The organism is Sandaracinobacteroides sp. A072 (assembly GCF_052616365.1).
Map to the genome: position 1 here is coordinate 487,773 of NZ_JBQXGU010000001.1, position 14,300 is coordinate 502,072.

13 protein-coding genes are annotated in these 14,300 nt (G+C 67.2%); 6 read left to right on the forward strand and 7 right to left on the reverse strand.

From position 1 onward, the window contains the following. Nucleotides 1-41: 41 nt before the first annotated feature. Nucleotides 42-722 (forward strand): DsbA family oxidoreductase, encoded by a 681-nt coding sequence (locus ACUJ46_RS02365; RefSeq protein ID WP_445388843.1) that lies wholly within the window; start codon nt 42-44, stop codon nt 720-722. Between the two features lie 18 nt (nt 723-740). Here the strand turns inward: ACUJ46_RS02365 and ACUJ46_RS02370 are convergent, their stop codons facing one another. The 4 genes from ACUJ46_RS02370 to ACUJ46_RS02385 are packed head-to-tail and all read right to left on the reverse strand — an operon-like array spanning nt 741 to nt 4,828. Further along, nucleotides 741-1,163, reverse strand: coding sequence for a VOC family protein (locus ACUJ46_RS02370; RefSeq protein WP_445388844.1), 423 nt, complete (start codon nt 1,161-1,163; stop codon nt 741-743). 11 nt (nt 1,164-1,174) lie between these two features. Further along, nucleotides 1,175-2,365, reverse strand: a complete 1,191-nt coding sequence (locus tag ACUJ46_RS02375; RefSeq protein ID WP_445388845.1) for an SGNH/GDSL hydrolase family protein — start codon at nt 2,363-2,365, stop codon at nt 1,175-1,177. A 10-nt stretch (nt 2,366-2,375) separates the two neighbouring features. Further along, nucleotides 2,376-3,974 carry an MBOAT family O-acyltransferase gene (locus ACUJ46_RS02380; protein WP_445388846.1) on the reverse strand — a complete coding sequence of 533 codons (1,599 nt, stop codon included), beginning with the start codon at nt 3,972-3,974 and terminating at the stop codon, nt 2,376-2,378. Next, nucleotides 3,974-4,828 (reverse strand): SGNH/GDSL hydrolase family protein, encoded by an 855-nt coding sequence (locus tag ACUJ46_RS02385; protein WP_445388847.1) that lies wholly within the window; start codon nt 4,826-4,828, stop codon nt 3,974-3,976. The genes ACUJ46_RS02380 and ACUJ46_RS02385 overlap by 1 nt, the downstream gene beginning before the upstream one ends. Nucleotides 4,829-5,102: 274 nt before the next feature. Here ACUJ46_RS02385 and gatC point away from each other — a divergent pair, with 274 nt between their 5' ends. The 4 genes from gatC to ACUJ46_RS02405 all read left to right on the forward strand — a co-directional run bounded on the left by gatC (nt 5,103) and on the right by ACUJ46_RS02405 (nt 9,391). Next, nucleotides 5,103-5,390, forward strand: a complete 288-nt coding sequence (gene gatC / locus ACUJ46_RS02390) for an Asp-tRNA(Asn)/Glu-tRNA(Gln) amidotransferase subunit GatC (RefSeq protein ID WP_445388848.1) — start codon at nt 5,103-5,105, stop codon at nt 5,388-5,390. Next, nucleotides 5,387-6,865 carry an Asp-tRNA(Asn)/Glu-tRNA(Gln) amidotransferase subunit GatA gene (gene gatA, locus ACUJ46_RS02395; protein WP_445388849.1) on the forward strand — a complete coding sequence of 493 codons (1,479 nt, stop codon included), beginning with the start codon at nt 5,387-5,389 and terminating at the stop codon, nt 6,863-6,865. The genes gatC and gatA overlap by 4 nt, the downstream gene beginning before the upstream one ends. A gap of 76 nt (nt 6,866-6,941) precedes the next feature. After that, nucleotides 6,942-8,114, forward strand: coding sequence for an acyltransferase family protein (locus ACUJ46_RS02400; RefSeq protein WP_445388850.1), 1,173 nt, complete (start codon nt 6,942-6,944; stop codon nt 8,112-8,114). Then, on the forward strand, nt 8,111-9,391 hold the full coding sequence (locus ACUJ46_RS02405; protein ID WP_445388851.1) for an alanine racemase: 1,281 nt from the start codon (nt 8,111-8,113) through the stop codon (nt 9,389-9,391). The genes ACUJ46_RS02400 and ACUJ46_RS02405 overlap by 4 nt, the downstream gene beginning before the upstream one ends. Here ACUJ46_RS02405 and ACUJ46_RS02410 read toward each other — a convergent pair. Genes ACUJ46_RS02410 through ACUJ46_RS02420 form a run of 3 tightly spaced genes read right to left on the reverse strand, consistent with a single transcriptional unit; the run spans nt 9,363 to nt 12,477 of the window. Continuing rightward, nucleotides 9,363-9,782 (reverse strand): GtrA family protein, encoded by a 420-nt coding sequence (locus ACUJ46_RS02410; protein ID WP_445388852.1) that lies wholly within the window; start codon nt 9,780-9,782, stop codon nt 9,363-9,365. The two genes, ACUJ46_RS02405 and ACUJ46_RS02410, sit on opposite strands and share 29 nt — an antisense overlap. Continuing rightward, complete coding sequence (locus tag ACUJ46_RS02415; protein WP_445388853.1) at nt 9,779-10,783, reverse strand: glycosyltransferase family 2 protein; 1,005 nt, start codon at nt 10,781-10,783, stop codon at nt 9,779-9,781. Before ACUJ46_RS02415 ends, ACUJ46_RS02410 begins: the two co-directional genes overlap by 4 nt. Further along, nucleotides 10,780-12,477 carry a hypothetical protein gene (locus tag ACUJ46_RS02420; RefSeq protein ID WP_445388854.1) on the reverse strand — a complete coding sequence of 566 codons (1,698 nt, stop codon included), beginning with the start codon at nt 12,475-12,477 and terminating at the stop codon, nt 10,780-10,782. Before ACUJ46_RS02420 ends, ACUJ46_RS02415 begins: the two co-directional genes overlap by 4 nt. A 276-nt stretch (nt 12,478-12,753) precedes the next feature. Here ACUJ46_RS02420 and gatB point away from each other — a divergent pair, with 276 nt between their 5' ends. Then, nucleotides 12,754-14,241 (forward strand): Asp-tRNA(Asn)/Glu-tRNA(Gln) amidotransferase subunit GatB, encoded by a 1,488-nt coding sequence (gene gatB, locus ACUJ46_RS02425; protein ID WP_445388855.1) that lies wholly within the window; start codon nt 12,754-12,756, stop codon nt 14,239-14,241. Nucleotides 14,242-14,300: the final 59 nt, after the last annotated feature.

Sequence of the window (14,300 nt, forward strand, 5' to 3'; positions counted from 1 at the left end):
AGCGCGATTATGCCCCCACCTCAATCGGCGGGAGCATTGACATGGCTGGCATGGCTGGCACGGGCGGCAGCATTCGCGTGGACATCATTTCGGACGTGGTCTGCCCCTGGTGCTATATCGGCTATCGCCAGCTGGAACGCGCGCTCGACATCGCCGGACTTGCAGGCGACATCCGCTGGCACCCCTTCGAGCTGAACCCCTGGATGCCGCCCGAAGGCGAGGACGCGGCCGAGCATCTGGCGCGCAAATATGGTGTCACCCCCGAACAGTCGGCCGCCACGCGCGGGCACATGCGGGCGATTGCCGAGCCGCTGGGCATCGACCTGTCCGGCCGGTCGAAGCGCATCTGGAACAGTTTCGATGCCCACCGCCTGATCCACTGGGCACGGGATACGGGGCGGCAGACGGCGCTGAAGCTCAATCTCTTCCGCGCCTATTTCGGCGAAGGGCGCAGCATCGCCGATCATGACGTGCTGCTCGACTGCGCGGCGGCCGCCGGGCTCGACCGGGCCGAGGCCGGCGCCGTGCTGGCCGATGGCCGCTTCGGGCCGGCGGTGCGCGCGCTGGAGGAGCGCTGGGAGGACATGGGTGTCAGCGCCGTGCCCGCCTTCATCCTGAACGGGCGCGGCCTTGTGCTGGGCGCGCAGGAACCCGAGCGGCTGGCCATCGCCCTTGGAAAGATGGCGGCGCTTGGCCCGGCGGAAGAGGAAGCCTCCGCCTGACCGGCCCCGATCGGGACATCAGCCGGGAAGGATGAGGGCGCCGTCGTCCGCCAGCGGGAAGAAGGGATTGAAGGCGACCTCCCAGGGGTGACCGTCAGGATCGGCGAAATAGCCGGAATAGCCGCCCCAGAAGGCCTTGTGCGCCGGTTTCAGCAACGTGCCGCCGGCCGCGACAGCCGCAGCGAGGATGCCATCCACCTCCGCTTCGGTGCGGCAGTTGTGGGCAAGGGTCACGCGGCCCGAAGCAGCGGCTTCGTGCAGGCCGCAATCCTCGGCCAGTCTGTCGAAGGGGTAGAGGCCGAGGGCGATGCCGCCCAGCTGGAAGAAGGCGATTCCATCCATTTGCCGGGCGCGGCGCTCGAGGCCCATCGCCTCCCAGAAGGCGGTGGCGCGCGCGAGATCGGCCGTGCCGAGGGTGATGATCGACAGCCGGGAGTCCATGGCGCTTCCCTTCAGCCCGCACCTGCTGTGGCAGGAGCGCTGGCAGACAGGAGATCGCGGGCGATGATGGCGTCGGCCGCCACGTCGGCCGCCACCCGGTTGCCCAGCACGGTCCAGTGGCGGTGGCCGCGCTCGAGGTAAAGCTGCACCTCGGGCGACTGCATGGCCTGGAAGCGGGGCAGGGGGGTCGCGTGGGGAATGCGGGCCAGCATGTCGGGGCCGACGAGATCCTCGGACACGCGGACATAGCGCATCCGCCCGCCGCTCGAGGGAATCTCGAACAGCATGAGGCGCGCGCCCATGCTGCGGCTCTTTTCGTCGATCGCATCGATGATGGCGCGGTTGAGCGCCATGTTGCCGGTGAAATGCGCCTGTTTCGGTGCATCGGCAGCTTCAGCCTCGGCAGTTGTGGGGGCGGGCGCGGGCGCCGCGCCCGTGCCGCGCAGGCCGTCGACCGCCTTGCGCACGCTGGCCAGCAGCCGCTTTCCGGCGCCGCCGGCGGCCTCGCGGACGGCGGAATAGAAATGGCTGTTCTGCTGCGCCCAGAGGTAGAGCGGGATCTGCTGCAGCCGGTCGCTGATGGCGACAGCTGGCAGATAGGGCTTGCCGGTCGGCACCAGCCTGTCGTCCTCCAGGCGGAAGAGATCGGCGCGCAGATTGTCGTCGCCATCCGTCATGTGCAGCGACATCAGCACCAGGTCGGGCTGCCATTCCTTCACCCGGCTGTCGAGGATGACGAGATTTTCCGACGGCCCGAAGCCCGAGACGGCGAAGTTCAGCACCCGGCAGCCATGGCCGCGCGCCTTCAGCGCCTCTTCCAGCCGGGCCGCGAAGCTGTTGTCCCAGCTGCTTTCGAAGCCGGCGAAATAGCTGTCCCCCAAAAGGGCGATGCGGCATTCGCCCGCCGCCCTGGCCAGGGGCGGCGCCGGCCGGTCATCGCGCATGCCGGCCGCATTGTAGCGGATGGTCACATCCACTTCCGGGGTCCAGTGGCGGAAGGCGGAGCCGGGAATGTTGGCGCGCACGCCATCGGCCCCGCCCGTGACATAGCGCGGGACCATGGCCTGCGGCGCCAGCAGGCGCAGGAACATTTCCCCGAAAAGCAGGGCATAGGCCGCCATCAGGGCCGCGATCAGCGGCCATGCCCACCAGCGGCGGGGCTTCGTGCCTCGGGAAGGGGCTGCTGTCGTCGCCATCGTCATCCGGCCTTCCTCAGAATGCGAAGTAGATGAAGTCCGACGCCTCGCCGGGCGCCAGGAAGATGAGGGAGTATAGCAGGAACAGCACGAGGTTCAGCCGGATGAAGGGCGGGCTTGCGGCCAGGAACTCGAGCTTGTCCGTCCAGCGCTGCCAGCATTGCACCAGGATCAGCGGAACGGTGAACAGCCCAAGCGTGCCCCAGTGAGCCGAGGCAAGACCCGTGCCGGCGAAGATGCCGGTGAGGAAGTGGCCGACCGTCGCCATGTCGCCCGCGCGGAAGAACAGCCAGCCGATGAGTGTGAGCGCGAACATGATGGCAACCAGCCCGGCATTGGCCACAAGCCCGGCGGCCGGGCGCGTCGCCATCCAGCCGTTCACCACCGGCATGACCCGCCTGTCGATGTCCAGCATGCGGTAGACGATCAGGATGAAGCCATGGAATGCCCCCCAGGCCACGAAGGTCCAGGCGGCGCCATGCCACAGGCCGCCCAGCAGCATGGTGAGGAACAGGTTGCGATAGGTGTTGAAGCTGCCGTGCCGGTTGCCGCCCAGCGAGATGTAGAGATAGTCCCTGAGCCAGCTGGAAAGCGAGATGTGCCAGCGTTCCCAGAATTCGGAGGGCGTGCGGCTGAAATAGGGCAGCTTGAAGTTCAGCATCAGCTCGAAGCCCAGCATGCGGGAGATTCCGCGCGCCATGTCGGTATAGCCCGAGAAATCACCATAGATCTGGAAGGCGAAGGCGAGGATGCCGACGAGAAGCTCGCCCGTGGTGGCGCTGCCCGAACGGGCGAACACGTCGTTGACCACCGGGGAGAGATTGTCCGCGACCACAACCTTCTTGAACATCCCCCACAGGAACAAAAGCGCGCCCGAGGAAAGCCCGTCCGCCGTGATCCGCCGGGCCTGCATGAACTGGCCGTAGAGATGGGACGCGCGCTCGATCGGGCCGGCCACCAGCTGCGGGAAGAAGGCGATGAAGCTCGCGAAGGTGAGGATGGAGGCCGACGGCGGGAACTTGCCGCGCCGAACATCCACCAGATAGCCGATGATCTGGAAGGTGAAGAAGCTGATGCCGACCGGCAGCACGATGTTCGCTGTCGTCCAGCTCACTTCGCCGCCGAACAGGCTGGTGATGCGCACGAAGCTGTCGGCGAAGAAGTTGAAATATTTGAAGACGCCGATCAGGCAGAGCAGGGCGATCGTGCCGATGGTGAGCGCAATGCGCCCGCGCGCCTCGCGGTTTTCCACCCGGTCGAGCGCCAGCACGATGGCCGTTGCCCCGCCCATGAGGGCAAGGGTCGTCATCAGGTGGCGCCAGTTGGCGCCAAGGTCCGGCAGGAAGGATATGAGGGCGCCCGCCAGCGCGAGGCCCAGCCCTTCGAGGAGATGGCGGCGGGGCAGGTCCCTGCCGGCGACGGCCGGTGTCAGCATGTAGGCAAGGGCCGTGCCGCCCACGATCAGCACGAGGAAGCGGATGTCCCACCAGCCATAGAAGACATAGCTCGCCAGCAGCAGCATGCGGTTCTGCCAGACGAGGTTGCGCTGCAGCCCCGCGTAGAGCGCGAAGACGATCGCGAAGAAAAGGAAGAAGACAGGAGTCTGGAACAGCATCAGGCCGGATCCTCGGCAGGCGCGACCGGTGTCGTATCCGGTGTTGCGGCCGGTTGCCCTTCAATCGGGCCTGCCGCGCCGCCGGGCGCCAGTGTGTCTGCGGACGGTGTATCTGCGGACAATGTTTCGGGAAGAAGGGCGCCAAGCGCGGCATAGGCCTCGGGCGTCCAGTGCAGGCTGTCGCGGCGGAAACGCCCGGGCATCGACCCGTCCGGCCCGGACAGCCGCGCCATGGTCGGGAAGATCTCCGCCCCGTTCGCTTCGGCAAGCGCGGGGAGCGCCGCGTTGAGGTCCGCCACATAGCGATCGAGCCGGCTGCCATAGACGATGCGGCGGACGAGGCTCGGCCGGATGGCGGGCGGAACCTCCATCAGGATCACATGCGCGCCCTGCGCCCGGCCGGCCGCCGCCATGCGGCCGAGTGCGGCCTGTGTCGCGGCCTGCGCCTGCGTGCGGCGGGCCTTTCCGGCAACGCTGGCGGCCACCGCGTCATTGACGCCTGCCTGGATCACCACCACCGCCGGGCGGTGTTCGGCCAGGGCCTGCATGAACAGCGGTTCCAGCCTGATGGCGGTCCAGCCGGGCTTGCCGACGGCGATGATGGGGTAGGGCCGGTCCGGCAGGGGCGACCATTGGGCGACGCGGCTGTCCCCGAAAAGAAGCAGCACCGGCGGCTTTGCCGGCGTGCCGGCAAGGGCGGTCTCGGCAGGCATGTTGGCGGGCGAGTTGGCCGGCGGCGGTTCCAGCATTGCGATCTTGCCGGCCCGCCATTGGTGGAAGGCAAGGCCCAGCGCCGATGCGCCCAGCAGCAGGGCAAGCGACAGCAGAATGAAAAGCAGCCGCGCACGCCCCATTCCACACCCCTTCCTAACCCCGGTTCCAGCGTCCATGGCGGCTGCCGGAATGGCGCCAGCCCATGATCCGGGCGGCGATTGTTAACGGCATTCATAGGGCCGGGCAGGCATCGGGCACAAGCGGGGCAGGCCCATCGGCTTGTCAACAAATGTGGCCTGCCGGCCCTTGCTGCCATGCGGCTGTCCGCTTGCGCCCATGGCCCGTTTTCCGCTTTCGGCCCGGGGCCACAGGCTTCAGGTTGCGCGGCCTTCCGGGCGCTGCTAGGCGCCAGCCATGGCAGTCGATGAAGGCATGGTGGCGCGCGTCGCCCATCTCGCGCGCTTGAAGCTCGCCCCCGCGGAAGCGGCGCCGCTGGCTTCGGAACTCAACAAGATCCTGGGCTGGATCGACCAGCTGCAGGCCGTGGACACCGATGGCGTCGAGCCGATGACGGCCGTGATCCCCAACAAGCGCGCCTGGCGCGCCGACGAGGTGACGGACGGCGGCATCCCCGACGATATCCTCGCCAACGCCCCCGAAGCCGCGCATGGCTTCTTCTCTGTGCCCAAGGTGATCGAATGACCGCGCTGACGGACCTTACGCTCGGCCAGATGAAGGCCGGCCTTGCCGCGCGCGACTTTTCCGCCCGTGAACTGGTGCAGGCCCATGTGGCGGCGGTCGAAGCGGCGCGTCCGCTCAACGCCTTCACGGTCGAGACGCCCGAGATCGCGCTGGCCGCGGCCGACGCCGCCGACAAGGCGCTGGCCGACGGCACGGCCGGCCTGCTGGCCGGCATTCCGCTGGGCATCAAGGATCTCTTCTGCACCAGAGGCGTCGAGACGACCGCCAGCAGCAACATCCTGAAGGGCTTCCGCCCGCGCTACGAAAGCAGCGTCACGGCGCGCCTCTTCGATGCAGGCGCTGCCATGCTCGGCAAGCTCAACCTCGACGAGTTCGCCATGGGCTCCTCCAACGAGACGTCCGCCTTCGGGCCGGTGATCTCGCCATGGCGGCCCCAAGGCTCGGACGCGAAGCTGGTTCCGGGCGGTTCGTCGGGCGGGTCCTCCGCTGCCGTGGCCGCCCGCCTCTGTGCGGCAGCCACCGGCACCGATACGGGCGGCTCCATCCGACAGCCCGCCGCCTTCACCGGCGTCGCCGGGATCAAGCCGACCTATGGCCGCTGCTCGCGCTGGGGCATCATCGCCTTCGCCTCCTCGCTCGACCAGGCCGGCGTGCTTGCCCGCACTGTCGAGGATTGCGCCATCATGCTGGAGGCGATGGCGGGCTTCGACCCGAAGGATTCCACGTCGCTCGACGTCCCCGTTCCCGCCTGGTCCGCCGGGCTGAAGGGCGACCTGCGCGGCAAGCGCATCGGGATTCCGCGTGAATATCGTGTCGATGGCATGGACCCGACAGTCGATGCGCTGTGGCAGCAGGGCATTGCCTGGGCGCGCGACGCCGGCGCCGAGATCGTCGATGTCTCGCTGCCGCACACGGGCGAAGCGCTGCCCACCTATTACATCGTCGCCCCCGCCGAGGCGTCGTCGAACCTCGCCCGCTATGACGGCGTGCGCTATGGCATGCGCGTCACGCCCGAGGGCGGATCGCTGGCCGACATGTATTCCGCGACACGGGCCGAAGGCTTCGGCGCGGAAGTGCGCCGCCGCATCATGATCGGCACCTATGTGCTTTCGGCCGGCTATTATGATGCCTATTATCTGAAGGCCCAGAAGGTCCGCGCCCTCATCGCGCTGGACTTCGAGCGTGCTTGGGAAAGCTGCGACCTGCTGCTCACCCCGACAGCGCCGACCGCCGCCTTCGAACTGGGCGCCAAGTCGGCGGACCCGATCGCCATGTATCTGAACGATGTGTTCACCGTTCCGGCGTCGCTCGCGGGGCTTCCGGCCATGTCGGTTCCCGCCGGGCTGGATTCCAGCGGCCTGCCGCTGGGCCTGCAGCTGATCGGCCGCCCGCTCGACGAGATGGGTGTCCTTGATGCCGCCTTCGCGCTGGAACGGGCGGCCGCCTTCAGGGCCGCGCCCGCCCGCTGGTGGTGATGCCCTTCCGGCCCCGGCGTCGCCCGGTCATCCGGCGCGCGCACCCGGGGCCAATGGCTGGCTGCAAGGTTTGAAGGTGGCCACGGCCCCGCCAACACGGTTCGAGGCGCTCGATTCCCTGCGCGGGGTCTGTGCGCTTCTCGTCTGCCTGTTCCACTTCGAGGCCGCTGGCCCGCTCACCCAGAACCCGCTGGTGCGGCAGAGCTGGCTGTTCGTGGATTTCTTCTTCGTTCTATCGGGCTTCGTCATCGCGCACAGCTACGGGCCGAGGCTTGTTGCCGGCATGCCGTTCCTGCGCTTTTCCCTGCTCAGGTTCATGCGGGTCTATCCGCTGCACCTCGTGATGCTCCTCCTCTTCGTTGCGGTCGAAGCGCTGGGCGCCTTTGTCGTTTCCGGCGTGATGAACCGCGAGCCCTTCACCGACCATACCAGCCCGACCGCCTTTGTGCTGAACTTGGTCCTCCTCCACTGCTTCGGCCTGCTGCCGGGCCTCAGCTGGAACCACCCGAGCTGGAGCATCGCGAGCGAGTTCTGGACCTATCTTCTCTATGGCGCGGCGGCGATCCTGCTGGGGCGGCTCATGATGGCGCGGCGCATGCCGCTGCTGGCGGGCATGGCGGCGCTGGCGATGGTTCCCATCCTCCTGTCCGTCACGCCCCATGGTCTCAATGTCTCATGGGATCACGGGCTCATCCGCTGCATCTACGGCTTTTCCATCGGGGTTATCGGCCACCGCCTGTGGGAACGGATCGGCGCCCCGGCCGACAGGCTTGCCGTGCCGGCGCGAAGCCTGCTGGAATTTGCCGGCGTGGGCCTGGTCTGCCTGCTGGTCGTCCGCTTCGCCGCCGGCGGTTCGTCGCTTCTGCTTCCGCCAGTCTTCCTGGCGGCCCTGCTGCTGTTCGCGGGGGAAGGCGGCCTTGCAAGCCGCCTGCTCAGAACGCGTTTTCCCATGTTCCTGGGCACGATTTCCTATGGCATCTACATGGTGCATGTCTTCGTCCAGTCGCGCATGGATGATGTGATCCGCCTGATGCGCCGCTTCGGCGGGCCGGACATTCTTGCCAGCTACCCATGGGCAACCCGGCCGCTCATCGGCCGCACGCCGCTGGAAGGCGCGCTGATGACGGTGCTGATGCTGGCGCTGGTGATCCTTGCCTCATGGCTTGCCTACCGGCTTGTCGAGCAGCCGGGCATCCGCCTTGGCAAGCGGATGGCGGGCGCCCTGCCGAAGCCGGGGGAAAGCCGGTGACGCAAGGGCCTTCCACGCCGGCCGAAGACCTGGCCGCGCCCGACCGGCAGGCCCTGCTGGCGGCGGCCGCGCGCTTCGGCACGCCGCTCTATGTCTATGATCTCGACCGGATCCGTGCGCGCATCCGGTCACTTCAGGGCATCTTCGGGGGCCGTTTCGGTGTGAGCCATGCAGTGAAGTCAAACCCCAACATCGGGCTTCTGGCTGGCATCGCCGACCTGGTGGACTGGTTTGACGCCAGTTCGTTTGCCGAGGTGGAGCGGGCGATGGCGGCGGGGTGCCCAGCCAGGCGGATCAGCTTTTCGGGCCCGGCAAAGCGGCTGGAGGAAATCCGCCGCGCCGTGAAACTGGGTGTTGGCGAACTGGTGCTGGAATCCCTGCGCGAGGCGCGCGCAGCCGACGGGTTCGCCGCCGCGTTCGGGCAGAAACAGGCTGTCGTGCTTAGGATCAACCCGGCCGCCGTGCCGCGCCAGTTCGGGGTCAACATGGCCGGCAAGCCCAGCCAGTTCGGAATCGACGAAGAGGAACTGGAGCCGGCGCTCGACGCGATCGCGGCCCTTCCCAACCTCGATCTGAAGGGCTTCCACATCTATTCGGCAAGCAACAGCCTGTCGGCAGACGCCATTGCCGAGAATTTCACCATCTTCACGGCCCTGTTCCGCCGCGCCGTCGCGCACACGGGCCGCCCACCTGAAAAGCTGATCTTCGGCGCCGGCTTCGGCGTGCCCTATCTGCCGCAGGACAGGCCGCTCGACATGGAGGCGCTGTCAGCCCTGGTTTGCCCCGCCATCGATGCGCTGCTGGCCGAGCCGATGTTCTCGGAAAGCCGCCTCATCCTCGAACTGGGGCGCTGGCTTGTCGGGCCATTCGGCTGGCTGGTTTCGAGCGTGATCGCCGAAAAGGCCAGCCGCGGCACGGAGTTCCGCATTCTCGACGCCGGGTTCAACACGCATCTGGCGGCGTGGGGCATGATGGGTTCGGTCATCCGCCGTAACTGGCGCATCCGCAACCTTTCGAACCCGGATGGCGCGCCGGGCCTCTACACGCTTGTCGGGCCTCTGTGCACCACGATCGACACGCTGGCGACGAAGCTGGAACTGCCGGCGCTGGCCGAGGGCGACCTGATCGCCATCGACAACAGCGGCGCCTATGGCCTGACGGCCAGCCCCACCCGCTTCATCAGCCACCCCGAGCCGCGCGAGGTGCTGCTGGAAGGCGGCGCCATGCGCGAGGTTACGGAAAGCCTGCTCAACCACTGGACCCTTGCGGACAATTGAGTGGCGCCGGCCGCTGCCGGAATGTCCACCTGTTGTGCAGCACGAACATCAGCGGCGGGTTGCTGAGCGTCACGGCCACGATGCCCAGGATATAGTGAACGCCGAGGCGCTCCATCAGCGTCGCAACGGCGACCGTGACGCCAAGCCCCAGGCAGGCGACACAGACATAGCGCAGGAGCGTTCCGGCATCGAAACCTGTGCGGAAGCTCCACAGCGAATTGATCAGGAAAGCGACGATGGTGGCTACGGTGAAGGCGACGCCATTGGCAAGCGGCGGTGACGCGCCCGCAAATTCGACGAGCGCAATGGCAACGACGAAGTGCACGCCCGTGACGAACAGGCCCGTCAGCCCGAAGCGCAGCATGCGCGTGAAGAGGCCTGGCCTTGTCATTGCGCAGCCATGGCAGGTTCCTGCTGAGCTTCGCCGCGCGTATCTTCATAGAGATGGCGCACGATGAACACCGGCCGGCGCTTGCTTTCGAGATAGGTGCGGCCGAGATATTCGCCCAGAATGCCGATGCCCATAAGCTGCAGGCCGCCCAGAAGCGAGATGGAGACGATGATCGAGGCATAGCCCGGCACATCCACCCCCTGAATCAGGACACGGGCAATGGTGAACAGCCCGTAGAAGATTGCCAGAAGCGCGACGAGCCCGCCGATATAGGTCCAGACGCGCAGGGGCGCGGTGCTGAAGCTTGTGGTGCCTTCCAGCGCGAAGTTCCACAGCTTCCAGCCGTTGAACTTGGTCTGCCCGGCCACGCGTTCGGGCCGGGCATAGTCCACGATCGCGGTGCGGAAGCCCATCCAGGCAAACAGCCCCTTCATGAAGCGGCGGGATTCGGGAAGGGCCGACAGCGCATCCACCACGCGCCGGTCCATAAGGCGGAAATCGCCGACATTCTCGGGTATCGCCACATCGGCGATGCGGCTGTGCAGGCGATAGAAGATCAGCGCCGTGGCCCGCTTCGCCAGGCTGTCCTGCCGCCTGTCTACCCGGCGCGCCAGCACGACTTCATGGCCTTCGCGCCATTTCCTGACCATTTCGTGCACCAGTTCCGGCGGGTCCTGCAGGTCCACGTCGATCGGCACCACGACCTGCCCGAGCGCTGCCGAAAGCCCGGCGCTGAGCGCTGCCTCCTTGCCGAAGTTGCGGCTGAGATCGACGATGCGGATACGCCCATCCTGTCGCTGCAGTTCCAGCAGCCTGTCGAGGGTGGAGTCGCGGCTGCCATCGTTCACGAAAACCATGTCCAGCCGGTAATGGGCCGGGTCGAACAGTTCGTTCACCCGGCGGACGAAATGGCCGACGGTCTCCTCTTCATCGAACACGGGCACCACGAAGCTCAGGTGCAGCGGCTCGCGGCCGGTCGCATGATTCCTGATGGCGTTCATGCAGCGATCTCCAGGCGGGAGGCGGTATCGGCCATCTGTGGCGGGGCGAGCCGGTAAAGCCCCCAGAAGCCGCGGCCGGCGAGGCGCTCGATCCGCCCGCCCGTGGCAGGCAGGCCCCCGGCATCGCAGGCAAGGACAACCGAGAAGCCGGCATCGAGCAGGGCGGCGATGCGCTGCTCGCGTTGGGCCATGGACGCCGCCAAGCGGTCTTCGGCGAGCGCCGCCGGACTCATAAGCGTCTGGCGCTTCTCCATGGCAGTGGCGAGCGGGCCATCAAGGCGAAGCGGCTGCTGTGTCGGGTTGGCGAAGGTGTGGGCGGCGGTGCCGGTATCGAGCGCCATGACATGCAGAAGCGGCGAGCATTGGGGAAGCAGGCCAGCGCGCCCGATACCACGGAAATAGAGGGCCGCCGCCGTTTCGCCCGTAGCCGGGCCAAGCCGGGCCATGTCGGCCCGGAAATTCCCGTAAAGCCTGCCGGCGGACCAGAAACTCGCCGAGACGAGGACGAGATGCGCGGCCAGCAGAATGGCAAGAAGCGGCGTGAAGGCAGACCCCGGGATTGTGTGGTTCCCTTCGGTTTCCTGCCTTGCGGGGCGCACCGCCGCTGCAACCAGGGCCAGTAGCACGAGCGGCATGCGGTCGTTCACATAGGCGCTGCCGAACATGCTGGGCGGCGCCAGCACGGCAAGCAGAGCGGCCACGACCACGGCCAGCCGCAGGCCGGGCTGAAGCCGCAGGGCGCCCGACAGCAACCCGGTGGCGAGGATGGCAATGATGCCGATGCCGATTGCTCGGTCCGCCCAAGGCGTCAGACTGTCCGCGACGCGCAGGAAGAGATCGAGCCGGCTCAGGCCTTCCTCGATGATGCGGTCCCATGCCGTGCCGCGTTCGGCCTCGGCGGCAAGCGAACCGAAGGCTGACGTGACGCCCTGCGGCGCCTCGGCCGTTCGGGACGACAGGAAGATGGCGAATGGCCCGCCCGCGACAAGGCCGAGCCTGATCGCGCGGTGCATAAGGCGGGCGGGCGCCATGTCGCGCTGACGGTGGGCGGTTTCAAGCTCGATGGCTGCAAGCAGCAGGCCCCAGATTGCAAAGGCAAGCGCATGCAAGAGCATGAGAAGGATGCCGAGCGCCACGGCCACCGCCAGTTGCAGCCCCGGCCGTGGCGCCAGTTTCAGCCACAGGCCAAGCCCGGTGAGCAGCAGGATCAGCCCGAGCAGGAAGTTCGAGAAGCCCCAGATGAAGATGTGACTGTAGCCGGTGAAACAGGCCAGCATCAGCGTGATGAAGGGGAAAGTTCCGCCGGCAGCGCGGGCAAGGAACAGCACGCTGCCGACCATGCCAAGCACCAGCCCCGCCGCCAGCAGCCGGGCCAGCACCAGCGGCGGGAAGATGGCAAGCAGTCCGGTAGCCAGCACATCGAGGCCCAGATTGGGCAGCAGCTTCCAGTCTGGCGTGTAATTGGCCGCGAGGCGGGCCGTTTCGCCATTGTCTGCCAGTATGTGATAGCGGAACACATGGGCGTAATAATCGACGCCGGGAACCACCGGGGTCAGCAATATGGGAAACAGAAGGAGAAGCGCGAGGATAAGGGCCGGCAGTGCCGGGATTCCGGGCCGGGCGGGTGCATCCTCCAGGGATGGCGGGCCGGCCGGCGCTTCGCGGCGGGATATTGCTTCGGGCGCCACGCTCATGCGCCCACATTCCCGATACGCGCCGACAGGCGCGCCCATGCACTTGGACATACAATACGCAACGCAAACCCCCTGAACACGGAGTGCGCGAAACAGTTCGCACTCCAGTATCGGGTGGCAGCTGCCCCGCCGCCACCTGACTGCATCATGCTATTGGCAGTGTGCGTGCAAATCAATGCCCCGGTAGGGTTAATGCGCGCGCGCCTTCAGGCGCTGGATGGCGTTGCGGCGGACCAGCCTCTTGTCTTGGAGGCTGCGCCGCGCCAAGAGGCGACCATGGCTGACGCATATCGGATCGAGGGCCGCACCGGCCCGTGGGAACTCGTGATCGGGCTGGAGGTCCATGCCCAGGTCATTTCCAGGGCCAAGCTGTTTTCCGGCGCGGCAACCGCCTTCGGGGGGGAGCCGAACAGCCAGGTGAGCTTCATCGATGCCGCCATGCCCGGCATGCTGCCGGTGCTCAACGGCGAGTGCGTGCGCCAGGCCGTGCGCACGGGGCTGGCACTCGGCGCGCAGATCAACCGCTGGTCGCGCTTCGACCGCAAGAATTATTTCTATGCCGACCTGCCGCAGGGCTACCAGATCTCGCAATTCCAGCATCCGGTGGTGGGCGAGGGCGCGATCGAGATCGAACTGGAGGACGGCAGCCGCCGGACCATCGGCATCGAGCGGATCCACCTCGAACAGGATGCCGGCAAGTCGATCCACGATCTCAGCCCCGATCGCAGCTATGTCGATCTCAACCGCTCGGGCGTGGCGCTGATGGAAATCGTCTCCCGGCCGGACATGCGCTCCCCCGCCGAGGCTGCGGCCTATGTTTCTTCGCTGCGCTCCATCCTGCGCGCCATCGGCAGCTGCGACGGAAACATGCAGGAAGGCTCGATGCGCGCGGACGTGAACGTCTCCGTCCGCCGCCCGGGCGAGGAGTTCGGCACGCGCTGCGAGATCAAGAACGTCAACTCCATCCGCTTCATCCAGCAGGCGATCGTCTATGAAGCGCGCCGGCAGGTGGAGATTCTGGAGGATGGCGGGACCATCCATCAGGAAACCCGCCTCTTCGACCCCGACCGGGGCGAGACGCGCTCGCTGCGCTCCAAGGAAGACGCGCACGACTATCGCTATTTCCCCGAGCCGGACCTGCTGCCGCTGGAGCTGACCGAGGCCTTCGTCGCGGAATGCCGCGCCAGCCTGCCCGAGCTTCCGGCCGCCAAGCGCACCCGTTTCGAAACCGAGCTTGGCTTGTCCTCCTATCTGGCGGGCGTGCTGACGGCCGATGCCGATTCCTCGCGCTGGTTCGAGGCGCTGCTCGCCGACAGTGCCGGCAGGCAGGGCAAGCCGGCGCGCGACGTGGCGGAAAAGGTCGCCAACTGGATGACGGGCGACCTGTTCGGCGCGCTCAACCGGCTGGGCCTCGAAATCGCGGACAGCCCTGTCAGCCCTGCGCAAGGGGCCGAGCTTCTGGCGCTGATGGCCGACGGCACGCTGTCCGGCCCGCTGGCAAAGCAGGTCTTCGAGATCATGCTGGAAACGCGCGAGGATCCGGGCGCCATTGCCGAGGCGCGTGGTCTGAAGCAGGTGTCGGATACCGGCGCGCTGGAAGCCGCCATCGCGCAGGTGATGGACGCCAATGCCGACAAGGTCGCCGAATATCGCGCCGGCAAGGACAAGCTTTTCGGCTTCTTCGTGGGGCAGGTGATGAAGGCGAGCGGCGGCAAGGCCAATCCGGCGGTCGTCAACGACCTGCTGAAGAAGGCGCTTGGCTGAGGCGTCTGGCTGAGACTTCTGTCTGAGACCTTTTTCAGGGCAGGGCAGGGCAGGGCTGG

What these genes read in the sequence shown, in the direction of transcription:
- ACUJ46_RS02370 (WP_445388844.1), bottom strand. Translation starts at nt 1,163, where the DNA reads ATGGACTCCCGGCTGTCGATCATCACCCTCGGCACGGCCGATCTCGCG.
- ACUJ46_RS02415 (WP_445388853.1), bottom strand. Translation starts at nt 10,783, where the DNA reads ATGAACGCCATCAGGAATCATGCGACCGGCCGCGAGCCGCTGCACCTG.
- ACUJ46_RS02385 (WP_445388847.1), bottom strand. Translation starts at nt 4,828, where the DNA reads ATGGGGCGTGCGCGGCTGCTTTTCATTCTGCTGTCGCTTGCCCTGCTG.
- gatB (WP_445388855.1), top strand. Translation starts at nt 12,754, where the DNA reads ATGGCTGACGCATATCGGATCGAGGGCCGCACCGGCCCGTGGGAACTC.
- ACUJ46_RS02365 (WP_445388843.1), top strand. Translation starts at nt 42, where the DNA reads ATGGCTGGCATGGCTGGCACGGGCGGCAGCATTCGCGTGGACATCATT.
- ACUJ46_RS02420 (WP_445388854.1), bottom strand. Translation starts at nt 12,477, where the DNA reads ATGAGCGTGGCGCCCGAAGCAATATCCCGCCGCGAAGCGCCGGCCGGC.
- ACUJ46_RS02375 (WP_445388845.1), bottom strand. Translation starts at nt 2,365, where the DNA reads ATGACGATGGCGACGACAGCAGCCCCTTCCCGAGGCACGAAGCCCCGC.
- ACUJ46_RS02410 (WP_445388852.1), bottom strand. Translation starts at nt 9,782, where the DNA reads ATGACAAGGCCAGGCCTCTTCACGCGCATGCTGCGCTTCGGGCTGACG.
- gatC (WP_445388848.1), top strand. Translation starts at nt 5,103, where the DNA reads ATGGCAGTCGATGAAGGCATGGTGGCGCGCGTCGCCCATCTCGCGCGC.
- ACUJ46_RS02380 (WP_445388846.1), bottom strand. Translation starts at nt 3,974, where the DNA reads ATGCTGTTCCAGACTCCTGTCTTCTTCCTTTTCTTCGCGATCGTCTTC.
- gatA (WP_445388849.1), top strand. Translation starts at nt 5,387, where the DNA reads ATGACCGCGCTGACGGACCTTACGCTCGGCCAGATGAAGGCCGGCCTT.